General features: G+C 34.4%; 20 protein-coding genes. 6 read left to right on the top strand and 14 right to left on the bottom strand.

From position 1 onward, the window contains the following. Positions 1-2: 2 nt before the first annotated feature. The 5 genes from VF726_RS27205 to lytS all read right to left on the bottom strand — a co-directional run bounded on the left by VF726_RS27205 (position 3) and on the right by lytS (position 5148). Positions 3-1037: an AI-2E family transporter gene (locus VF726_RS27205; RefSeq protein WP_440173339.1), complete on the bottom strand. Its 1035-nt coding sequence runs from the start codon at positions 1035-1037 to the stop codon at positions 3-5. A 328-nt stretch (positions 1038-1365) separates the two neighbouring features. Beyond that, complete coding sequence (lrgB, locus tag VF726_RS27200) at positions 1366-2058, bottom strand: antiholin-like protein LrgB (protein ID WP_000168869.1); 693 nt, start codon at positions 2056-2058, stop codon at positions 1366-1368. 36 nt (positions 2059-2094) lie between these two features. Further along, a complete protein-coding gene (gene lrgA, locus VF726_RS27195; RefSeq protein WP_440173337.1) occupies positions 2095-2526 on the bottom strand; it encodes an antiholin-like murein hydrolase modulator LrgA in 432 nt (143 codons plus the stop codon). 134 nt (positions 2527-2660) lie between these two features. Further along, positions 2661-3401: a LytR/AlgR family response regulator transcription factor gene (locus tag VF726_RS27190; protein ID WP_440173335.1), complete on the bottom strand. Its 741-nt coding sequence runs from the start codon at positions 3399-3401 to the stop codon at positions 2661-2663. Next, positions 3379-5148: a two-component system sensor histidine kinase LytS gene (gene lytS / locus VF726_RS27185; RefSeq protein WP_440173333.1), complete on the bottom strand. Its 1770-nt coding sequence runs from the start codon at positions 5146-5148 to the stop codon at positions 3379-3381. The genes VF726_RS27190 and lytS overlap by 23 nt, the downstream gene beginning before the upstream one ends. 328 nt (positions 5149-5476) lie before the next feature. On the opposite strand from lytS, the gene VF726_RS27180 reads away from it, so the two are divergent. Next, positions 5477-6775, top strand: a complete 1299-nt coding sequence (locus tag VF726_RS27180) for an MFS transporter (protein ID WP_440173332.1) — start codon at positions 5477-5479, stop codon at positions 6773-6775. Between the two features lie 96 nt (positions 6776-6871). Here the strand turns inward: VF726_RS27180 and VF726_RS27175 are convergent, their stop codons facing one another. Next, positions 6872-8440, bottom strand: a complete 1569-nt coding sequence (locus VF726_RS27175) for a BCCT family transporter (protein ID WP_440173331.1) — start codon at positions 8438-8440, stop codon at positions 6872-6874. A gap of 364 nt (positions 8441-8804) precedes the next feature. Further along, entirely contained in the window at positions 8805-9875 is a 1071-nt protein-coding gene (locus VF726_RS27170) for a nitric oxide synthase oxygenase (RefSeq protein WP_440173330.1), read from the bottom strand. 216 nt (positions 9876-10091) lie between these two features. On the opposite strand from VF726_RS27170, the gene sodA reads away from it, so the two are divergent. Further along, positions 10092-10718: a superoxide dismutase [Mn] gene (gene sodA / locus VF726_RS27165; protein WP_440173329.1), complete on the top strand. Its 627-nt coding sequence runs from the start codon at positions 10092-10094 to the stop codon at positions 10716-10718. 88 nt (positions 10719-10806) lie between these two features. On the opposite strand, the gene VF726_RS27160 is transcribed toward sodA, so the two are convergent. Further along, positions 10807-11688, bottom strand: coding sequence for an NAD-dependent epimerase/dehydratase family protein (locus VF726_RS27160; protein WP_440173328.1), 882 nt, complete (start codon positions 11686-11688; stop codon positions 10807-10809). Positions 11689-11793: 105 nt separating this feature from the next. After that, on the bottom strand, positions 11794-12384 hold the full coding sequence (locus tag VF726_RS27155) for an AmiS/UreI family transporter (protein WP_000540540.1): 591 nt from the start codon (positions 12382-12384) through the stop codon (positions 11794-11796). Positions 12385-12810: 426 nt separating this feature from the next. Between VF726_RS27155 and VF726_RS27150 the strand changes: the two genes are divergently transcribed. After that, positions 12811-13212, top strand: coding sequence for a hypothetical protein (locus VF726_RS27150; RefSeq protein ID WP_440173327.1), 402 nt, complete (start codon positions 12811-12813; stop codon positions 13210-13212). 124 nt (positions 13213-13336) lie between these two features. Here VF726_RS27150 and galE read toward each other — a convergent pair whose 3' ends face one another. Both galE and trhA read right to left on the bottom strand, forming a co-directional pair. Next, the gene (gene galE / locus VF726_RS27145; RefSeq protein ID WP_440173326.1) at positions 13337-14353 is read right to left on the bottom strand and encodes a UDP-glucose 4-epimerase GalE; all 1017 of its coding nucleotides are present in this window, start codon (positions 14351-14353) and stop codon (positions 13337-13339) included. Between the two features lie 222 nt (positions 14354-14575). After that, on the bottom strand, positions 14576-15223 hold the full coding sequence (gene trhA, locus VF726_RS27140; protein ID WP_440173325.1) for a PAQR family membrane homeostasis protein TrhA: 648 nt from the start codon (positions 15221-15223) through the stop codon (positions 14576-14578). A 164-nt stretch (positions 15224-15387) separates the two neighbouring features. Between trhA and VF726_RS27135 the strand changes: the two genes are divergently transcribed. After that, complete coding sequence (locus tag VF726_RS27135) at positions 15388-15948, top strand: DUF1836 domain-containing protein (protein ID WP_440173323.1); 561 nt, start codon at positions 15388-15390, stop codon at positions 15946-15948. 37 nt (positions 15949-15985) lie between these two features. Here the strand turns inward: VF726_RS27135 and dbpA are convergent, their stop codons facing one another. Further along, positions 15986-17431 (bottom strand): ATP-dependent RNA helicase DbpA, encoded by a 1446-nt coding sequence (dbpA, locus tag VF726_RS27130; RefSeq protein ID WP_440173321.1) that lies wholly within the window; start codon positions 17429-17431, stop codon positions 15986-15988. A 187-nt stretch (positions 17432-17618) separates the two neighbouring features. Continuing rightward, the gene (locus tag VF726_RS27125; protein WP_440173319.1) at positions 17619-18650 is read right to left on the bottom strand and encodes an acyltransferase; all 1032 of its coding nucleotides are present in this window, start codon (positions 18648-18650) and stop codon (positions 17619-17621) included. Between the two features lie 240 nt (positions 18651-18890). On the opposite strand from VF726_RS27125, the gene guaC reads away from it, so the two are divergent. Together guaC and pepF are read left to right on the top strand one after the other, a co-directional pair. Beyond that, positions 18891-19874, top strand: coding sequence for a GMP reductase (guaC, locus tag VF726_RS27120; RefSeq protein ID WP_048527944.1), 984 nt, complete (start codon positions 18891-18893; stop codon positions 19872-19874). A gap of 135 nt (positions 19875-20009) precedes the next feature. Beyond that, a complete protein-coding gene (pepF, locus tag VF726_RS27115; protein ID WP_440173317.1) occupies positions 20010-21827 on the top strand; it encodes an oligoendopeptidase F in 1818 nt (605 codons plus the stop codon). 38 nt (positions 21828-21865) lie between these two features. Here pepF and VF726_RS27110 read toward each other — a convergent pair whose 3' ends face one another. Then, positions 21866-22744 (bottom strand): radical SAM/SPASM domain-containing protein, encoded by an 879-nt coding sequence (locus VF726_RS27110; RefSeq protein WP_429601705.1) that lies wholly within the window; start codon positions 22742-22744, stop codon positions 21866-21868. Positions 22745-23184 lie beyond the last annotated feature (440 nt).

Genomic DNA, 23184 nt, shown 5'->3' with positions numbered 1-23184 from the left:
CCTTATTTTGTTCCAACGTCCTTCTCCATTTCATCACTTGTCACATCTAATACATCTAATAAGAAAATGAAGATTGGGATACCGATAATTAATCCCCATACACCTAAGAAGTGTTCTGAGAAGATTAATACCATAAATGTATAGAAAATCGGTAGGTTTGTTTTTTGCGACATGAACTTTGGATTTAACACGTAACTTTCAAGCGCATGAATAACTGTTACGATAACTAAAATATAAACAACGTACATAATACCGCCGATATTGTAAGCAATCATACAAAGCGGGAATAACGAAATGATAACCCCAGCTACTGGAATTAAGCCGAGTAAGAAGATCATTAACGCTAAACCTAATAATTGCGGGAATCCTAATATCCATAGTGCAATAACGGATAGAACACAGTTAACAACTGCAATTAAAAATTGTGCTTCGATTACTTTTCCGAATGAACGTGCGAATTTCTTACCGAAGTACTCAATTTCAGTATAGAAAATTGCAAGTCGGCTTTCTTTAAATTTTGAAGTAAAAGCAACGATACGAGCTTTCTCCAATAAGAAAAATAGGCTTAAAATTAAAGAAAGTAACACTTGAAGGCCAAATTTCCCAACATTCGTAATCGATTTATACAAAATGTCAACGCCTTGCCCTACATACTTAGAAAGTTCCATATGATTGACAGCATTCACTGCATACTTAATTAATTCACTATCTGGTGGGTTTCTTAAAAATACGTTAAATTGATAAATTAATTGTGAAATTTGTATCGTTAATACTGGTAAATATTTAAATAGGGTAATAGCAATTCCACCAATTAACATTACATATAGAAATGCTATAATAATCTTCCTATTAATGGGCATGAAATGATCTAATTTACGAGAAATAAACTTTTGGAATCGATCCATTAAATACGTGAGAATAAACGTAATTAAAATTAAATTTAACATACTTTGCAGCCCGTATAACACGAGAGCAAGTATTACTAATACGAGAAACCTCTGAAATCCTTTGCTTTGAAACAGGTTTTTTATTTGCATAATCGACGAGTACTCTCTCCTGTCCTATAAAGTAAAACGTTAATAAGTAGATTTTTTCTCTCTTCTCTACCTTTAATTATTCATTCATATAAAGATTTTTATAAGCTTATTATATGTCTCTCTTAGCAGACCTTATAGTAGCTTACTTCTTATTTTACAATACAATGGCCTAATTCAAAACGTATTCTCCACAGTATTAATGAAGATTTAAGGAAACTTACATTTTATTAAAATAGGTCTTACCACTACTGTAACATAAAAAGCAAGCTATCAGTAGAAATCCGTCCTACAAATAGCTTGCTTTTCTCATTTTTTTAAGTAAGTTTTACTAGCCAATGAATGGCATAAACATCGGTATGACAACTACAGTTACAACCCCAACTACTGTTACAGCAATACTTGCCATAGCTGCCTCTACTTCACCCATTTCAATTCCTACTGCCACTCCTAATGCGTGACCTGCTGTTCCAAGTGCTAAACCTTTTGCAATTGGATGTTTTACTCTAAATGTTTTTAAGAATAATGCTCCTAATGCGTATACAATAACTGCGTTAAAAATAACTGCAAACGATGTAATTGCTGGTATACCACCAATACTTTCAGAGATTGGTAACGCAATTGCTGTTGTTGCTGCTTGTGGTAACATTGAATTCATTACTGCTGTATCTAAACCAATTGCTTTTGCAACAATGAATACGACAATTACTGAGCAAATAGATCCAACTACGATAGCCGATAAAATTTGCCACCAATATTTTTTTAACTTATCCACTTGTTTATATAATGGAATTGCAAACGCGATTGTTGCTGGCTCTAAGAAGAAACTAATCATTTTTCCACCAGTATTATATTCTTCGAAAGTAAAATTACCGACTTTTAGAAAGACAATTCCTAATACCATCGCTACGAATAATGGTGTGAATAAGAAGAATCCTTTTGAATGCTTAAATAATAATGTTCCGATTCCGTATGCGATCAATGAAACTACAATTCCGAAATATGGAGTCATTGTGCTTGCCATGTTCATTCCCTCCTAACAATATATACGCTACATTGGTTACGCAACTTTTCCGTGCTTGCGTCCTTTATGTACTACTTTCAATTCTTTTTTATCTTCTGTTTGTTTGTCATCTTTTCCTAAAATAAATTGTGCAAATAGCCCTGTTACAGCGAGTAAAATAATTGTTGCTACAACAATTACAGTTAGAATTTGTACAAAATATTGTCCCATTACACCAAGAGAATTAATAACTGAAATACCTGATGGGACGAAAAGGAATCCGATAATACCTGTTAAAGCTGTTCCAAGTGATTCAACTTGCTCCAATTTAATAACCTTTAAACATAATAAGCTAAATAAAATGACTAATCCAATCACCGATGAAGGCATTGGAATTGGTAAATGTGTTGCAATAATATTAGAAACTAACATAATAGCTGAGAATATGAATGCTTGTGATAAGAAACTATATACTTTTTTCGTACTCATTTTGGCCACCTCTTTCGATTTGGTACCTTTATTGTATAAGATACAAACAAAACTGTAAGCGTTTGCATGGTGGAACGTCAAATATTCAAAATTAGTTACAAAAATAGGTAGATGAAATACAAAAAAGCTACTTCTTAAATACGAAGTAGCTTTTTGAGTTCTTTTGCATATGTACGACTAACGGGTACTTTTGAACCTTCTTTCATAATTAAATTATAAGTAGAATTGAACCACGGTTGTATTTCTGTAATATGATTAATATTTGCAATAAAACTGCGATGGACACGCATAAAACTTGCTTGCGGCAACTTCTTTTCCAAAATAACAAGTGTATCATGTGTTGCATATGTTTCCTTCATCGTTTTTACTGTCACTTTTCCGTCCACAAGTCCTACAAATATAATATCTTCAATATTCACAAGTACGATTGATTCCTCAATTGGTAATGCTAATTTATGCATCTCGTTCGTTACGTCTACACTCTTTACTTCCTGTTTTGTTTCTAATTTTATTTGTTTTTGCTTTTTATATTTCTTTAATGTCTGTACGATACGTTCTTCATCAAATGGCTTTAAAATGTAGTCTAACGCATCTACTTCAAATGCTTGCAGTGCGTATTGATCGTAGGCAGTCGCAAACACAATTGCAGGTGGATTTTTCATCTTCTTTAATATATTTGCGATTTCAAACCCGTTATCATCAGATAACTGAATATCTAAGAAAACAATATCTGGTTTGTTTTTCATTAGCTCCTCTAATGCATCCTCTACACAATCAGCCTCACCAATTATTTCTACTTCTTTCGTTTGTTCTAATAAATATTTCAATTCATCCCGCGCTAACATTTCATCGTCAACTACTAATACTTTTAACACTCCGTTTTTCCTCCCCTACTTTTTTCGGGATTACGAAGGAGATTTTTGTCCCTTGCTCTAATTCACTTTCAATTTGAAGCATTGTCTCTTTCCCAAATAACCCGATAAGTCGTTCATTAATGTTATATAAAGCCGTTCCAGTCCCTTTCTTTGATGGAACTACCATTTTTCCTAATTGTCCTAGGCGTTCACTCTCAATCCCTTGTCCATTATCTTGCACTTCAAAATGAACCATCTCCTCTTCTTCAAACACATGTACCTCAACTTGGCACACTGGCTGCTTTTTCGGAAAAGCATGGCGCAATGCATTTTCAACTAATAACTGCAGTACGAATGGTGGAACTAAGGTCGTCTTTAGCTCTTCCTCAATGTACATCTTCACTTCATACTTATTCGGAAACCTCGCTTGTTCTAACGATAAATATGCATGTACATGATTTAACTCTTGTTCTAACGGAATAAGCAATTGGCGTGCCCCTTGCAAATTACAACGGAAATACACGCTAAGCTGTAATAATAATTTTCTCGCTTTCTCTACATCTGTTCGGCATAAAGCTGATACGGTATTAATTGCATTAAATAAAAAATGCGGATTGATTTGTGCTTGTAACGCTTTTATTTCGGCATCTTGCAATAACTTACTTTGTAACTCTGCTTCACCTAACTCAAGTTGTGTAGAGAATATTTTTGCCAACCCCTCCGCTAACTCTTCTTCCACACGACTTAATTGATTAGAGTTCTTAAAATAAAGCTTTAATGTTCCTATCGTATTTCCATGTGAAGTAAGTGGAATAACAACCGCCGCCTGCAATGGACACCTTTCATGCTGGCAATTAATACTCTCACGTGATTGTGCTTTCATTATTTTCCCTGTTTTTAATACTGATTTTGATAAACCTGTTATTAAACTGTGCGAAGGAATATGATGATCTGATGCTAATCCAACGTGAGCTAATATTTTCTCTGTATCTGTTAAGGATACCGCATCTGTTCCCGTAAAGCGGTGAATAATTTGTGCCACATGTTTACAAGACTCTTCTGTTAATCCGCGGCGGAAATATGGTAATGTTTTGTCAGCAATTCGTAATACTTTATGCGTTTGCAAAGCTTTCGCATTTTCTTCTTGGCGCAAAATAGCTTGTATCATAGAAAGTAAAATAAAGCTTCCGAAACTATTTACAAGAATCATTGGTATCGCAATTGTTTTCACAATGCTAATTCCATCCTCTACAATTAATAGGATCATCATCATTTCTAAAGAAACGATAAATACACTTAAAATCGCTGAAAATTTAGGTGTAATTGCACGATTATATTTTTTAAAAATGTATCCAATATACCCCGTTATAACACCTGCCAAAATTGACGAGATTGCACAACTTAGCGCTGTCGTTCCACCAAGCATATAACGGTGAATACCAGCAATCGATCCTACTCCAATGCCGACGATAGGACCACCAAGCAACCCACTAATTCCAACACCCATAATACGTGTATTCGCAATGGTACTCGATGACGAAACACCTTGTAGCCAATTTTCATTCATAATTGTATTCCCTGCAATTTCAATTCCCGTGTAATTGCTTACAATTGTAAACACTGAAAAAACACAAATAAGCTTAAGCTTATCTACATACCCATCTTGCTTATGAAGAAGGCGCCTGAACGTTTTAATATGAGAAAGTAAAAATCCTAAAATAACAATAAGTCCGACACGTTCAATCATCATAAGTACTAAATTTAGCATCTGTGATTCATTCCTTTTTATATGAGTTAGTTTTATTATGGGAAAATAATGAAGTGGACGTCAAGAAGAATGACATACCTTTTGAAATATTTTACACATAACAATTCCCTCTTTATTTGACAATGTAATAGAAGAGTGCTAAAAATAAAGTAATATAATACAGTCCTTTAACCCAACCCCGTGAGGTTGAGAAGGAAGTCGGAATATACTATACGTATGTCCTTTTTTAGGGATACGTATGACTTTTTGGCCTTCTCATCATATCAGGTGAGAAGGCCTTTTGTTATTCTTCCATAGCGACTGTAGAAGAAAATAAGGAGGAGTAATGATGAACGTCACTACTGATGTACAATCAACAACAGAGGAGACGAAAGAGAAAAGATATAAAACATTATTTGGTTCTGCGCTAGGATATGCAGCAGAAGGTTTAGATATGTTGCTCTTATCTTTCGTACTCGTCTACATTTTAAAAGAATTTCATTTAAGCCCTGTTGAAGGTGGAAACTTAACATTAGCTACTACAATAGGGATGCTAATCGGGTCCTATTTGTTTGGATTTATCGCTGATTTATTTGGGCGTATCCGTACAATGGCCTTCACAATCTTACTATTCTCACTCGCAACAGCACTTATTTATTTCGCAACAGATTATTGGCAATTATTAATTCTTCGCTTTTTAGTTGGAATGGGAGTTGGTGGTGAATTTGGGATTGGGATGGCCATCGTAACTGAAACATGGTCGAAAGAAATGCGCGCTAAGGCGACATCGGTTGTTGCACTTGGATGGCAATTTGGCGTACTAGTCGCTTCACTTCTTCCAGCGTTTATCGTCCCGCATTTTGGATGGAGAGCTGTTTTCTTATTCGGACTCATTCCCGCTTTATTAGCTGTTTATGTACGCAAAAGTTTAAGTGAACCGAAAATATGGGAACAGAAACAACGATATAAGAAAGAGCTGTTACAAAAAGAGGTTGAAGGTAATTTAACAACTACTGAAGCAGAACAACTAAAACAAATGAAAAAGTTCCCACTTCGAAAGCTGTTCGCAAATAAAAAAGTAACAATAACAACAATTGGTCTTATTATTATGTCATTCATCCAGAACTTCGGATATTATGGCATCTTTACATGGATGCCAACTATTTTAGCAAATAAATATAACTACACATTAGCAAAGGCGAGCGGTTGGATGTTCATCTCTACGATCGGCATGCTGATTGGGATTGCAACTTTTGGTATTCTAGCCGATAAAATTGGTCGCCGTAAAACTTTTACAATCTATTATATCGGTGGTACTATATACTGTCTCATTTACTTCTTCTTATTCACAGACTCAACATTATTATTATGGGGAAGCGCATTGCTTGGATTCTTTGCAAATGGCATGATGGGAGGATTCGGAGCAGTTTTAGCTGAAAATTATCCTGCTGAAGCTCGCTCTACAGCAGAAAACTTTATTTTCGGTACAGGGCGTGGTTTAGCTGGATTTGGACCGGTTATTATCGGATTGCTTGCTGCAGGTGGTAATTTAATGGGAGCATTATCTCTCATCTTCATTATCTATCCAATCGGTTTAGTTACGATGCTATTATGTGTTCCAGAGACGAAAGATAAAGTATTAGAATAGATTGAAACTGTATCCTTCAAGAAAAATAGTTGGATAAATAGGAAAGAGGAAGTATCTCAAATGAGATGCTTCCTCTTTTTATATACATACAATTATTTATTTTGATTTACTAGCTTTTTGGAACAAGAAAGAAGTTTTCTCTTCTTCTTTTACAATACCTTGCTTTAAAGCTAATTCTCCTGCAACTTTTGGCGCTAGCCATAGCATTGGGAATAACAGAATGGATACCGGGACAGCTGTTACTACGATGAATGATTGCAGCGCATTAATACTTCCCTCACCCATGTATAAAAGAATCGCTGCAACTGTTCCCATAATAAGCGACCAAAACACTCGCAAGCTAATTCTAGGATCTCCATCTCCAGTCACTGCCATTGAAATCGAATACGCCATTGAATCTCCTGTTGTTACTACAAATAAAATTGTTAATAAAAGAAACGCGGGTCCAATAATATTTGAGAGTGGCAGTTGCTCTGTAATTGCAATCATAGCTGCTGGCATACCAGATTCACTTAATGCTGTCGATATAGAACCAGGCTTCATTAACTCATAAAACACACCTGATCCCCCTAGTATTGTAAACCAAAACGTTGTAATAATAGGTGCAATAATTCCAATTGCAATGATAATTTCTCGGATTGTTCTTCCTCTTGAAATACGGCTCACTAAAATTGCCATCATCGGTCCATATCCAATAAACCATCCCCAGAAAAAGATTGTCCACGACCCTAACCAACCTGTATCACCACGATATGTGCTCATCGGAATAAATTCATTTATATAAAATCCAAACGAAGAAACAAATGAGTCGATAATAAACCCACCTGGTCCAAACAGTAATACGAATACCATTAATAAAACTGCTAACCTAACATTTAAATTACTTATAATTTGAATCCCTTTATCAATACCAGTTACCGCAGATATAGTAGAAACCGCTACTACACAAACAATAATAGCTAATTGAGTAGTAAACACATCAGGAATATTAAACAATGCTTGTAACCCATAACTTGCTTGTAGTCCTAAAAATCCGATTGGACCAATCGTCCCTGCAGCTACCGCAATGATGGCAAATACATCGATCATTGTTCCAAGCCAACTCTTTCGCAATTTCTCTCCAAAAATAGGATATAAAAGCGTTCGAGGTTTTAACGGCATACCTTTATGATAATGTCCGTACATCATAACTACCGCACTAATTGTACCTAAAATCGTCCAAGCGAGGAAACCCCAGTGCATATAACTTTGTGCTAAAGCAGGCATTACCGCTTCTTTCGTTCCAGCAGTTATACCTTCATGTATCGGTGGCACTGTCATCAAGTGGTACATCGGCTCTGCTGCTGCCCAAAAAACGCCACCTCCAGCCAGTAATGTAGACATAATAATAGCAAGCCATTTTGTCGTACTAATCTCAGGTTTTTCTAATCCCCCAAGTTTAACTCTCCCATATTTGGAGAACGCCATACACATTGCAACAATAAATGTACCAATTAGTAAAACCTGCCAAAAGGCACCAAAGTATTTAATTGAAGCTGCAAAACTGCTATTAATAACTCCCTCTACGTAACTTTTATTTAAGAAAACTGCAATTACAAATAATAAAAGTGAGCCACCACTAATAAGAAATACAGGCCAATCTGTTTTTCGACTCTTCATCCTCATTTACACTTCCTCCTTCCTCAGCAATCTAAAAAAACAACTTTATTATGTTTTATCGTTTACACCCAAAACATAATGATTATATAAGTATAATAATTCATCAATTTTTCCACACACTTATGTTGTCCCTAAAAATATGCTAAATCCCTTATTTAAAAGAAAATTTCTATTCCTATTACATAAAAAAGCAAAATAAAAGACCTTATATTTCTATAAGGTCTTCGAAACAGAAATTTGATTATAACATAAGGAACTGCTTGGTTCAAAAAGCACCTTCCAAAAATAACCGAGCGTAAAGGCTTCCATTTGCTACATAACAGTAATTAAAAAAAATTATATTTTTACAGAAAATACCCTATACTACAAACTATTTATGAAAGAAATTCGGCTTCAAAATCTCATTCGGATACGGTTTATGATAAATATGAGTGGTAGCTGGAGATAACGGTGGAATGAGCCACACCCAATTCCCTGTTACAACCCGTCCACAAGCAGCTTCTTGTTTCTCAAATTGCTGAAATTGTTGTGCAGCAGTATGATGGTCCACAATACTAACTCCTTGTTTTTTAAAAGAGTGTAGTACGGCAATATTCAACTCAATTAACGCCTTATCTTTCCATAACGTACCGTTTCTAGATGTATCGAGATTCATCATTTCTGCAACAGCTGGCAGTAAATTATAACGATCATGATCCGCTAAATTACGAGCCCCAATTTCCGTACCCATATACCATCCATTGAACGGAGCAGCAGTATAAGAAATACCACCAATCTCTAGGCGCATATCTGAAATCATCGGTACTCCATACCACTTTGCTCCAAGTGATGAAATCGGGTATTCTGGATGTTCAATTGGTACTTCTTTCACTTCTTTTTTAGGAATTTCTTTATATACAGTTGTTTTTCCATCGATAGAAAATACAAGTGGCAATACATCGAAATTCGTACCTTCTCCTTGCCAGCCAAGCTCCTGACAAAAATCCGTGAACGCAGCGGAATGAGAGTCACCAATTACTCCCATTTCTGTTTTATATCCTGCATATCGAATCAATTGGTGATTATAAATTCGTATATTATTTTCCTCACCTTGATATTGCTTAAAAATTGTAATTGTCGGTTTCACTTTTCCGTCGTTCGTTGCATATTTAATATGATGAATTAATGCATTATATACACCTTCCTCATCATTTACTTCACGTGCATCTAATATGTGCATCTTACTCCAAAATAGTCTTCCGATACATCGATTACTATTGCGCCATGCCATGCGCGATCCATGAACAAGTTCTTCAAATGTATGCTCATACGTCCCTGTCTTCTCTATCTCAACTTGAATTTCTTTCATGCGTTCTTCTATGAATTGTTCTTTATTAAGCTCTTTGTAGCAAATCGTAATAAACTGACTCGCTTCCTCTATTAATTGTTTCGTTTTACTCATAAACGATCTCCTTCTATTTCAACAAAACGTTACTACTTTACAGTATAAGCAAAAAGAATAAGAGTCACAAATGAAAGTCGAAGTGTTACTTTTATTGTAATATTTTTCAGAAAATTAAAGAGATTACTATTGACTTGTATAAAAAATAGGTGTATTTTTGACTCAGGTAAATTATTTTTACCTAGACCAACTTTTAACGAGAAAGGAGGGAATATCATGTCTTCATTTCAATTGCCAAAGCTTTCATATGACTATGATGAACTAGAGCCATATATTGATAGCAACACACTTTCTATTCATCATGGAAAACATCATGCGACATACGTAAATAATTTGAATGCTGCTTTAGAAAACTATACGGAATTACATAATAAATCTTTAGAAGAGTTACTATGTAATTTAGAAACTTTACCAAAGGAAATTGTTACAGCTGTCAGAAATAACGGTGGTGGACATTATTGTCATAGTCTGTTTTGGGAAGTAATGAGCCCACGCGGTGGCGGCGAGCCTAATGGAGACGTTGCAAAAGTAATTGATTATTATTTCAATACCTTTGACAACTTAAAAGATCAATTGTCCAAAGCAGCGATTAGCCGTTTTGGAAGTGGCTATGGTTGGCTTGTCCTTGATGGTGAGGAACTTACTGTTATGAGTACACCTAATCAAGATACACCTCTGCAAGAAGGTAAGATTCCATTACTCGTCATCGATGTATGGGAGCATGCCTATTATTTAAAGTATCAAAATCGGCGTCCAGAATTTGTTACCAACTGGTGGCATACGGTGAACTGGGACCGGGTAAATGAAAATTATTTACAAGCAATTCAATCACAAACACATTAGTCGTGCGTATAAGGTAAATTTGGTAATGTAAAATTAGTATTTTCGAAATCCTCCAGAATCCCCCGGATTGCCACCGGGGGATTTATGATTATTCCATTGCATGTAAGTAATAACGTAATACCTTTTCTAGTTCTATTTTCAACTCTCGGAACGTGAATCCTAGTTCATTAGCTTTTCCATTATGTAATGTACAATTAATCACTTCATTATAAGGTGCTATATGATCTCCTACCTGTTGAACAAGTGCTTTTATTCCCGTATTTTCTTCTATGAAATGAATCATTTCTCGAGTAGAAACTACTCCGTTACTACAAGCATTCATTGGCCCTTCTATACTTTCTATCCCGCACCAAGCTAAAAATTCTCCAGCTTCTTCTTCATGTATAAATGACAACTCTCCATCTAGATGATTCACAGCGATAGGTTCTCGCCTTACAATATGCTCAGCATAAAATTGTAACCTTTTCGTATAATCATTTTCTCCAATAACAACTGGAAAACGCACTGCAACAACTGGGAATGTTGCTTGTTGAAATACAACAGCTTCAGCTAATCGCTTGCCTTCACCATAATTAAAATCCTTCCTATCCCCATATGTAATAACATACTCATACGGATTAAAGTCCTCTTCTAACAAGCCTATCGCTGGCTCATAAACAGCCATTGAAGATGTCATAACGTATTTCTTCGTTTTTCCTCGTAATACTTCACATATTATCTTCGCCGCATTCGAGCTATAGCATAAATTATCGTATACGATATCATAACTTTTATCTTCTAGACGCTCCGCTAGTTGTTTTCCATCTTCTCTATCTACAATAAGTCTTTTTACTCTACTGCCAAAAGAAGCCTCCGTAATTCCTCTTGTCGCAATCGTTACATCGTGTCCATTTTGCAAAAGTGCTTCTACTAAATGTTTACCAAAAAATCTTGTTCCCCCTAGCACCAATACTTTTTTCAATTTCATCATCCCCATTTTGATAAATTGTAAAATACTCCCTCTCCATTATAAATGCTAATATAAAAAAAGCATGAAATTCGTTTAACGATTCCATGCTTTTCTACAGAACATATATTAACGTACGCGATATTTATAAATACAATAACAGAAGTATAAAATAGAAATTACAGATACATAAACCCATAGCTCATATACGAATCCCTCTCCCCATACTCCCATAAAATAAAAGAGTGAAGGCAACGTCAATGTTACCCATGATTGTACGAAGGCAATTCTTCCAAGATATTGATTGATATTCTTTTTTTGTGTATTTAATACAAAGAATAAGTACCAAAGTAATGCCCACATAAACCATGTTAATGCATTAACAACATCGTGAAATTGAACAAATGAAACAACCATATAGAATAAAGCAATAATTGCTACCCAAATACAAAACCACCCTAGACCGCTACTATCCATTCCTTTTATAAAAGTAACACCTACATATAAATAGGTTAATCCAAATAAGAAAGTAGCTGCATATGAATATACCGTCCAATTGCTTTGGTCAGAAATCATGATCAAATAGAACGGAATAATAATTTGTAGTGCACCCACAAATAAATTAAAAACACCCGCACTTTTCATCTCTGCTTTTCCTAATATAACAAGACTATTTAAAAATAAAGCTGCACCCGAAAGTAATAATCCTATATAACCCATATATCCTCATGTGAAAACCTTATATTTTCACACCGTACCCTCCCTATCTTATAAAAATTATATTATTCCTTATTTTCCTTCTTACTTACAACTACATACAAAGTTTTTTCAAAAATAAGTCAGACTTCCTACCTTAAAAAACAATAAAAAAATCCCTTTCATATATGTCATACAGTAACGATTCCCATCAAAATGTACCACTTAATAAAAACGCTTTCAATAATACGTAATCCAATTAAAAAGCTAATAGGATTATTTGATTATAAACGCACTTTAACAATGATACAAGTATTGGAATATTATTCAATATTACATTTTTGATTTCTATAAAAAATTGATAGAATAATGCATTTTACCTATCTCCTTCTATCAATCATTTGCATAGAATATTGTACAAGCATATTAAATTAGAAAGGTCTGATATTTATGCCTCTTCATTATCCGCATCAATCTGTTATTCATTCAACAGGTGTATTAACAAGAGAACCTGCAACAGTTTCAGCGGTAATAAACATTGTAAATTTAGATGCATATTACGCACACTATGTAAATATAGAAGTATGGGATTGGTCTAACTACTCTAATCCTGTAAAATTACCTGTACTCATTGGTGAAGATACAGTGGTAGAATTCCCATACCTTTTACAAGGTAACAACCTAGCAGTATTTTATGCTAATTTAGATGAAGCTATTAATTTGTATGAAATTCGTATTTCTTATCCTCCTCACTCCAACATTATTGCAAATTGTTTCGGACGAAGCCTACCGCCTTATACAAGCCAAGAAGGTAATACAGTTTATCATAAACAACTTGTTCGCATTCATTAAGAGTTCTTTCTTCTATAGAACTAGTTGTTATTCAAACGCTATGGTCAGTAATATGTTCTCTTTCCTACATTGAACATATTACTGATCTCAAGCAACGAAATAAGAGGACGCTTTACTAACTACCTTAAATCATTTGATAGCCGTTTTTATTATTTACCTGCCATCTCCAAGAATCTATGCACATCTCTTCTAACCCATATTCCGCTTCCCACCCTAATTCTTGTTTCGCTTTAGATACATCAGCAAAACATATTGCTACATCACCAGGACGACGCCCAATCACTTTATAAGGGATCTTTTTACCCGAAACCTTCTCAAAAGCCTTTACCATCTCCAACACACTATACCCTTTACCTGTGCCAAGATTATACGCCTCGATTCCTTTCGTCCCAAGTACTTTCTCAAGTGCTTTTACATGTCCTTTTGCAAGGTCAACAACGTGAATATAGTCACGGACACCGGTCCCATCTTTGGTTGGATAGTCGTTTCCGAATATATTTAGCTCCTTTAACTTACCTACCGCTACCTGCGTTACATATGGCATTAAATTATTTGGAATCCCATTTGGATCTTCTCCAATACGGCCACTTTTATGCGCTCCAAATGGATTGAAATAACGAAGTAATGCAATACTCCATTCATCATCAGCTTTTGCTACATCACGCATCATTTGCTCAATCATTAGTTTTGTTTGTCCATATGGATTTGTCACACTCAGCGGAAATTCTTCTGTAATTGGTGATGTTTTTGGAATTCCATATACAGTTGCAGATGAACTAAAAATAATTTTTTTAACATTATGTTTCTGCATCACATCACATAGTATGATTGTACTTATTATATTATTATAATAATATGTAAGAGGAATTGTAGTGGATTCCCCTACTGCTTTAAATCCAGCAAAATGTATAACCGCTTCAATGTTATGTTGTAAAAAAATCTCATTCATTTTTTCATGATTTAGAACACTTTCTTTATAAAATTCAAATTGTTTTCCTGTTATTTCTTTTACTCGGTTTAAAGACTCGATTGAACTATTTGAAAGATTATCTACGACTATAATTTTATAATTATTATTTAATAATTCTATACAAGTATGACTACCAATATATCCTGCTCCACCCGTTATAAGTATCGCCATATATAGTCCCCCACTAATTATTAATTATAAAATTTTATAACCTCAATACACATCTATCCTACCACAAAATACTGATAATTCTAAAAATTTATTTTTTATTATGATTTATATAAAAAAAGAGCTACATAACCTTTACGTTATGCAACTCTTCAACATACATATGTGTCTATATCTTTTTTTATTAATCAAGAAAAATAAAAATCAATTGGAAATTTCATATCGTTAAATTACGTAGCAATATACACTTAAAAAGTGGGCAAGGCTTCCTAATAACACGAACACGTGAAAAATTTCATGATGCCCCATATGTTTAAACTCTAACCATTTTGGTTTTGTTCCATAAATAAATCCACCAATTGTATAAAGAATGCCTCCAATCACTAGAAGCACGATACCTCCTGCACTTAAGTTAGCAGCTAACGGTGCAAAAAATAGAACAATTAACCAGCCCATTGTAATATAAATTGCTGTTGATAACCATCTCGGACAACTAAACCAAAACATTTTAAAAACAATACCACAAACGGCAGTTGCATACACTAAACAAAATAATAATAGACCGTTTGCAGAATGTAATGTAATTAAACAAAATGGTGCATATGTACCTGCAATCAATATAAAAATCATAGAGTGATCAAGCTTCCTAAAGAAATAAATAACACGTTCACTGGCTACAACACTATGATATACAGCTGATGCTGTATACAAAACCATCATTCCGATACCAAATAAAATAACAGCTGTAATTGCCGCAAAAGACGGCATATTAATAGAAACTTTTACAAGCATAGCTAATAATGCAATAAATGATAATACAGCTCCTCCCAAATGGGTAAAAGCATTAACCGGTTCTCTTATATAAGCATTCATATAAACACCCCTTGTATAATTACATGTAGTTTCGATAACTACATGTAATTATATACACATTATTACTATAGGTCAACATTTACAATTCATTTGTTTCGTAATACCATATTTAGAGATAAACTAAACATTATGCTCCACTAAGTTATAAAAGTGAGGGGTTCTACGTGGAAAATATAAATAAATTACTTGAAACATTACATTTAGAAAAGAATATTACGCTTGAAGATATTCCAAATGTCGACTTGTATGTAGATCAGGTTGTCCAACTATTTGAAAATACTTATGCAGATACAACGAGAACTGATGACGAAAAAGTATTAACAAAAACAATGATTAACAATTATGCAAAAGGGAAATTATTTATTCCAATCAAAAATAAAAAATACTCAAAAGAGCATATGATTTTAATCAGCCTAATTTATCAATTAAAAGGGGCTCTTTCCATTAATGACATAAAAAGCTCCTTAGAAAATATAAACGAATCTTTATTACACGACGATTCATTCAAATTAAATACACTATATAAAGAGTATCTTTCTATTACCGAAAATAACGTCGAAAGCTTTACACAAGACGTAAATAGCCGTGTTTCAGAGGTAAGTGAACTTTCTTCCTTAGAAGATCCAAAGCTAGAAAAGTTTTTATTACTAAACTCCTTAGTGAACATGAGTAATATGTATAGACGTTTAGCAGAGAAATTAGTCGATGATTTAAAAGAATCTTAAATAAAAAACTATCCACTTATGAAAGTGGATAGTTTTTTTACTTATTTGCCTCATGAACTTTCAACTGCTTACCTTTTATCGTCGTATTTCTCATAACCTTTAAAACGAGTGGTCCTTTTCCGTTCAATATTTCAACATAAGAAACATTATCTTGTATTGTAATAATGCCTATATCTTCAGCCGAAACACCTTGGATTTTAGCAATGGTACCTACGAAATCCACCGCCCTAATCTTCTTTTTCTTCCCGCCATTAAAGTACAGTTTCATAATTCCTTTATTTATATCCGCGTTTTTATCTTTCTTTATAATTGGTTTAGCATGTATTTTTTCCTCAAATACAGCTTTCCCTTTTATAACTTCTTCTTTTGAAGGTGCCAATACTTTTGGAATTTCAAATCCGATATATTCTTCAATTTCTTCTAAAAATCTATTTTCATAAGGCGTTATAAATGTAATGGCCTTTCCGCTATTACCAGCTCGTCCCGTTCTTCCTGTACGGTGTACATAGCTTTCTTTTTCTAATGGAATATCGTAATTAATAACATGTGTGATATTATCAATATCAATTCCTCTTGCAGCTACATCTGTTGCTACTAAATAACGGAACTTTCCTTTTCTAAAATCATCCATAACTTCAAAACGATCTTCCTGTACCATACCACCGTGTATTTTGTCACAAGGATAATTAACTCGTTTTAGCTGTCTATATACATGGTCTACATTTTCTTGTGTACGACAAAAAACAATGCAGCTGTCGGGATTTTCAATCATCGTTACATCTTTAAGAAGTGAAAACTTCTCTTCTTCCCTTACTTCAAACAGAGTATGTTCAATTTTATCCGTTGTAATCCCAGCCGCTTTAATTTCAATATGAGTTGGTGCATTCATATATGTACGTGATAATTTTTCAACATCTTCCGGTAATGTTGCTGAAAATAGCATTGTCATTCTTTTTGTAGGTAATTCATCAATAATTGCCTCTACTTGATCGATAAAGCCCATATTTAACATTTCATCTGCTTCATCAATTACTAAATATTTTAATCGCTCTAAAGAAAGAGTTCCCTTTTCAATATGATCCAACACACGTCCTGGAGTCCCTACTACAATATGCGTCTTTTGTTTTAGCTCTAATTTTTGACGTGCAAATGGAGATTTACCATAAATTGCAGCGGCTTTAATTCTTTTGAATCGCCCTATATTCGTAATATCTTCTTTCACTTGAACAGCAAGTTCTCTCGTTGGTGTTAAAACTAACGCTTGTGGTTTATTTTCTTCCCACTCTACCATTTCACAAAGTGGTATACCGAACGAGGCCGTTTTCCCACTACCCGTTTGTGATTTTACAACAAGGTCCTTCTTTTGCAATGCAACTGGAATAACCTCTCCTTGCACTTCTGTTGGATGCTCATATCCTAAACCAGTAAGTGCTCGTCTTACTTCTTTACTTAATGCATAATTACTAAAGCTTTTTTTACTCATATATTAACCTCATTTGATTTTATATTTAACCTATTCTATTCTTCATACCTCACTTTAGACTATAGTAAGATACTATATTAATCCACTGTTTTTAATTCGTTTCAGCCTAAATTTATCTACGTATAATTTTAAAATAGCAAAGGGCAGCCTTAATTATAAGTCTGCCCTATCTATACCATATTCATTTTTACGGAACCAGTTTTTTCACAACTGGTATTCTTTGCAATACTAACGTAATTACCATACTAAGAACAATTGTAATCGTTACATTAATAGGTATTGCCAATATTGCATGTACACGCTCATTTACTTTCGGGAAAACCATGTACAACAAGTTATTTAATAAGAAGAAGTGAAGAATATAGATTCCAAGGCTTGCTTGATTTATAAAACGGAATAACAATGGTAATTCTCTTTCTGATTTTTGGAAAGCATATTTGAAAAATACAAATAATCCAATCGCCATCAGTACAACGCCTGGCGCAAAATATCCATACCAAAAATGCTCTAATTGTCCATTTGCTTTTACTGTATAGTAATACGTAATAAAGAATGTACTAATAAATCCTACAAGTCCTCCAACATAAGAAATATTTCTCCATTTTTTCGAAATATCGTAATTGGATAAGTAATAACCAAGTAGGAAGTACCCTACATAATTCGTAACATAAAATAATTCAATATTAAAGTTGATAGGATAATAATGTTTCACTAAATTGACTATAACAGACGCATATAGCCATAAAATTAAAAAGTATTCTATTTCTCTTTTTTTAGCATTCTTCACAAAGATTTTCAGTAGAGGTGTAATTAAATATATCCCTACAATCATGTATAAGAACCATAAATGTCCCCCAATAGTATCCGTTAAAAAGTGCTTAATCCCTTGCTTTAAAGAGGCCGGGAAATAGCCTGCATATGCTCCATATGCATAAAATATAGCGCTCCAAGCTACAAAAGGTATAATTACTTTACTCGCGCGCTTTTGTAAAAACTCCCCGACTGAAATATCTTTCGTTCCTTTTAACAATAAAGCTCCACTAATCATTACAAAAATCGGCACACTCGCACGTGAAATCGATTCAAATAGATTACCAGCCATCCAGCGTGAAGCGTTATTTGCATCTAATACTGAAACATAACCAGCAGCAACGTGAATTGTAACTACTGCAATTGTTGCTAATACTCGCAACCAATCCATATATACTAGACGCTTCATTAGTACCCCTCCTAAATTTACCTATTAAACTTTTATTTTCCAAACATAATTTTACATCAAATAATACTATGTTTAAACACATTTTCATTACATGAACTTACAAAATACGTAGCTAAAATTTAATTTTCAAATATAAACATGAAAACCTTTGACTTATGAGTGAAAATAATGTAAATTATCCTTTGGACGAACATTTTTAAACAAACTGAATAAAATATTCGTATTTTAGGGGTGTAAATGATGGAAAACGTATTCGACTATGAAGATATTCAATTAATTCCTGCAAAATGTATTGTAAATAGCCGTTCTGAATGTGATACAACTGTCACTTTAGGTAAACATAAATTTAAATTACCTGTCGTACCTGCAAATATGCAAACGATTATTGATGAAAGAATCGCAACTTATTTAGCTGAAAACAATTACTTCTATATCATGCATCGTTTCCAACCAGAGAAACGTATCTCATTCATTAGAGATATGCAATCACGTGGATTAATCGCTTCTATTAGTGTTGGTGTAAAAGAGGACGAATATGAATTCGTACAGCAATTAGCTGCTGAGCACCTTACGCCTGAATACATCACGATTGATATCGCGCACGGACATTCTAATGCTGTAATCAACATGATTCAACATATTAAAAAGCATTTACCAGAAAGCTTCGTTATCGCTGGAAACGTTGGAACTCCAGAAGCGGTAAGAGAATTAGAAAATGCTGGTGCTGACGCAACAAAAGTTGGTATTGGACCTGGTAAAGTTTGTATTACTAAAATTAAAACAGGCTTTGGAACTGGCGGTTGGCAGCTAGCTGCACTTCGCTGGTGTGCAAAAGCTGCAAGTAAGCCAATTATCGCTGACGGTGGTATTCGTACACACGGCGACGTAGCTAAATCTATTCGATTTGGGGCGACTATGGTTATGATTGGTTCTCTATTCGCTGGTCATGAAGAGTCTCCAGGGGAAACAATCGAAAAAGATGGCAAACTTTATAAAGAGTACTTCGGTTCAGCTTCTGAATTCCAAAAAGGCGAGAAGAAAAACGTTGAAGGTAAGAAAATGTTCGTTGAGCATAAAGGTTCTTTAGAAGACACTTTAGTTGAAATGGAACAAGATCTTCAATCTTCTATCTCTTACGCTGGTGGAACAAAATTAGATTCAATTCGTACTGTAGATTATGTAGTCGTGAAAAACTCTATTTTCAACGGTGATAAAGTATATTAATTTTTAAATTTAACTCGAAGGACAAGCATTTGTATGCTTGTCCTTCTTTTATATATAAAAATGTAAAATATTTTCATTTTACTGAATTTTCTAGTATCATATTTTTATATACTTATACTAAGGGGGATATAACAAATGAAAAATATAATTGAGAAACGCCATATTCGCGCGGAAGTCCCTACTGAACTGACATGGGACCTCTCTGATTTATACGAATCTGATAAAGAGTGGGAAGCTGCATTACGTGTATTAACAAACGATATAAAAAAACTTGATGTGTTTAAAGGCCAATTACACACTAGCTCCACTAGCTTATTACATTGCCTACTTTTAGAAGAAGAGCTTTTAATGAAGTTAACAAAACTATACTCCTACGCAAATTTAAAAGAATCTACCGACCGTACAAATCCAGTTGTTCAAGCTAACTCTTCCAAAATTGCTGCTTTATGGACGAAAGTATATACTGCACTATCCTTTATCCATAATGAAATCCTCTCATTTGACGAAGGTACAATTGAAAAATATTTAACTGAAGAAACAAAACTCGAACCTTTCCGTAAATCATTACTAGACATACTACAAAAAAGGCAGCACACGCTCTCTCCTGAAACAGAAGAAGCTCTTGCTGCACTTGGCGAGGTACATAGTTCTCCATACAAAATTTATGGTATGACTAAATTAGCCGATATGGATTTTACCTCCATACAAGATGAACAAGGAAACGAACTCCCTGTATCATTTGCATTATTTGAAAGTAAATATGAGTTTTCCCCAAGCGTAGACATACGTAGGAAAGCATACTCATCATTTGTTTCCACGTTGAAACGATATAAAAATACAGTGGCAACAACATATGCGACTGAAGTAAAAAAACAAGTGACACTTTCTCGCTTACGCAAATTTGAATCTGTTACTCATATGCTTCTAGAACCTCAAAAAGTTCCACTTGAAATGTATAACAATCAACTTGATATTATTTATAAAGAATTAGCACCTCATATGCGCCGTTTTGCAGATTTAAAAAAGAAAGTATTAGGACTCGATCAAATGCTTTTCTGCGACTTACATGCACCGTTAGATCCCGAATTTAATCCGGCAATCACTTATGAAGAAGCTGGAAAACTCATTCAAGACTCTTTACAAGTGTTGGGCGATGAATATAGTTCTATTATCGAAAAAGGATTCAAAGAAAGATGGGTCGATCTTGCAGATAATGTAGGGAAATCAACCGGGGCATTTTGTTCAAGCCCGTATGGTTCTCATCCATACATTTTAATTACATGGCAAAATACGATGCGTGGTTGCTTCACATTAGCTCATGAATTTGGGCATGCTGGTCATTTTTATTTAGCAAATAAAAACCAGCGTATTATGAATGTACGTCCATCTATGTACTTTGTTGAAGCACCATCTACAATGAATGAATTACTATTAGCCCAGCATTTATTAGCAACGAATGACGATAAGAGAATGCGCAGATGGGTGATTCTGCAACTACTCGGCACATATTATCATAACTTTGTTACTCATTTACTTGAGGGAGAATATCAAAGAAGAGTATACACGCTAGCAGAAGAAGGCGGAGCACTTACAGCTACAACTTTAACTGAAATAAAAACAAATGTACTTTCTACATTCTGGGGGAATTCTGTAGAAATTGACGAAGGTGCTGGCTTAACTTGGATGCGTCAACCTCATTATTATATGGGCTTATATTCTTACACCTATTCCGCTGGCCTTACTGCATCTACTGCGGTAGCTCAAATGATTAAAGAGGAAGGACAACCTGCTGTTGACCGCTGGTTAAATGTACTTCGCGCTGGTGGTACGATGAAACCACTTGAATTAATGAAACATGCCGGAGTCGATATGTCAAAACCAGATGCAATCCGCAGGGCCGTTTCTTACGTCAGTTCCTTAATTGATGAATTAGAGCGCTCTTATCAAGAATAAAAAATAAGCCCTCGCTTTATGAGGGCTTATTTTCATATTTACTTTCCAAATCTTTTACGGTATCCACATTTTCTGCATAGCTCTTCAACTGCAACCCTTTTCGAAAATCCATCGACAATGTTTGTCGCTCTTTCACCTTCTATAATGTTAGAAAATGAGTCAGTATTAATATTTCCAAGGTTAATAATCCCTTCACCATCTAAACAGCAAGGAATAACTGTTCCATTCGCTAAAATTCCAGCCTGATTTCGAAGACCGTGACAGAATCCTTTTCCATCATCCTCTTCTTCATGTAATGCTGGCCACTGGAATTCATAGTCTTGATTAATAAAGACACGTTCCGCAATTTTTATACCTTTTCCCGGTGTAAGCTTCTCTTCGATTTGATAAGATAGACCAAACTCATTTTCAATGATGGATAGTAACTCTCTATTTTTCTGGATTTCAGCATTTGTTTTATTATCCTGCGTTAAATTCCATAATCTAAGTGAAACAATTAAATCTGATTGACTCGTCGCCTCTCTAATAAAGGAAAGTATACTTCTTACATAACCCTCTTTATCTTGAGAACCTGGGTGTCCATCAAAACTGTGCAATGAAAAATTCATTTGTCTTAGAGCAGGCTTATTTAACAGTCTATGCCTTCTCTTATTAATTAACGTTCCGTTCGTTGTAATATTCACTTTAAACCCTTTTTCATGGCTTAAATCTAACAGTTGATCTATTTTTGGATGAAGCAATGGCTCACCCTTCACGTGCAAATAAATGTAGTCTGTGTGAGGCTTAATTTGGTCTAATCTTTTCGCAAAATCCTCCACAGAAATGAACTGCTTCTGCCTTTCCGTCGGCGGACAAAAGCTGCACGCAAGATTACATACACTCGTAATCTCCAAGTAAAACTTTTTAAACTTCTTCACCTTTAATTCCTCACTTCTATGACTACTTATACTTTTTTCCTCTTCATATTACATCACACTTTTTTAAAAATAGAAACATACTTATTTTAGGAAATCTATATATCACCTATTCATGTGTAAAAGACCATTGGTGATTTTTGTCCAATGGTCTTTTTTACTCCTTATATACAAATGAAAAATTTATTTATAATACGGTTCACCGTTATAACATTAAGTGAGATTTTATTTGTTAAACTGCCACTGAAACAGAAAGAAAAGTAGAAGAAATATACTCAGACATTTCTCCAACTCCTGGGTGTAACTCTTGTAAAACTTCGTTATTCAATTTGATATGCTAGTATCCTTCATCTTCATCCTCTTGATAATAGTTCGTCTCTGATTCTCCAGATTCTTCTGTTTCAGGTTCTTCCTGTTCCAGTTCTGGCTCTTCTTCTGGTTCT

It is taken from the genome of Bacillus sp. Brlt_9, assembly GCF_051948935.1.
Taxonomy (GTDB): Bacteria; Bacillota; Bacilli; order Bacillales; family Bacillaceae_G; genus Bacillus_A.
Note: the sequence above shows the minus strand (reverse complement) of the source record. Positions and strands in the feature narration are given on the sequence as shown.

What these genes read in the sequence shown, in the direction of transcription:
- VF726_RS27205 (WP_440173339.1), bottom strand. Translation starts at nt 1,037, where the DNA reads ATGCAAATAAAAAACCTGTTTCAAAGCAAAGGATTTCAGAGGTTTCTC.
- lrgB (WP_000168869.1), bottom strand. Translation starts at nt 2,058, where the DNA reads ATGGCAAGCACAATGACTCCATATTTCGGAATTGTAGTTTCATTGATC.
- lrgA (WP_440173337.1), bottom strand. Translation starts at nt 2,526, where the DNA reads ATGAGTACGAAAAAAGTATATAGTTTCTTATCACAAGCATTCATATTC.
- lytS (WP_440173333.1), bottom strand. Translation starts at nt 5,148, where the DNA reads ATGCTAAATTTAGTACTTATGATGATTGAACGTGTCGGACTTATTGTT.
- VF726_RS27180 (WP_440173332.1), top strand. Translation starts at nt 5,477, where the DNA reads ATGAACGTCACTACTGATGTACAATCAACAACAGAGGAGACGAAAGAG.
- VF726_RS27175 (WP_440173331.1), bottom strand. Translation starts at nt 8,440, where the DNA reads ATGAGGATGAAGAGTCGAAAAACAGATTGGCCTGTATTTCTTATTAGT.
- VF726_RS27170 (WP_440173330.1), bottom strand. Translation starts at nt 9,875, where the DNA reads ATGAGTAAAACGAAACAATTAATAGAGGAAGCGAGTCAGTTTATTACG.
- sodA (WP_440173329.1), top strand. Translation starts at nt 10,092, where the DNA reads ATGTCTTCATTTCAATTGCCAAAGCTTTCATATGACTATGATGAACTA.
- VF726_RS27160 (WP_440173328.1), bottom strand. Translation starts at nt 11,688, where the DNA reads ATGATGAAATTGAAAAAAGTATTGGTGCTAGGGGGAACAAGATTTTTT.
- VF726_RS27155 (WP_000540540.1), bottom strand. Translation starts at nt 12,384, where the DNA reads ATGGGTTATATAGGATTATTACTTTCGGGTGCAGCTTTATTTTTAAAT.
- VF726_RS27150 (WP_440173327.1), top strand. Translation starts at nt 12,811, where the DNA reads ATGCCTCTTCATTATCCGCATCAATCTGTTATTCATTCAACAGGTGTA.
- galE (WP_440173326.1), bottom strand. Translation starts at nt 14,353, where the DNA reads ATGGCGATACTTATAACGGGTGGAGCAGGATATATTGGTAGTCATACT.
- trhA (WP_440173325.1), bottom strand. Translation starts at nt 15,223, where the DNA reads ATGAATGCTTATATAAGAGAACCGGTTAATGCTTTTACCCATTTGGGA.
- dbpA (WP_440173321.1), bottom strand. Translation starts at nt 17,431, where the DNA reads ATGAGTAAAAAAAGCTTTAGTAATTATGCATTAAGTAAAGAAGTAAGA.
- VF726_RS27125 (WP_440173319.1), bottom strand. Translation starts at nt 18,650, where the DNA reads ATGAAGCGTCTAGTATATATGGATTGGTTGCGAGTATTAGCAACAATT.
- guaC (WP_048527944.1), top strand. Translation starts at nt 18,891, where the DNA reads ATGGAAAACGTATTCGACTATGAAGATATTCAATTAATTCCTGCAAAA.
- pepF (WP_440173317.1), top strand. Translation starts at nt 20,010, where the DNA reads ATGAAAAATATAATTGAGAAACGCCATATTCGCGCGGAAGTCCCTACT.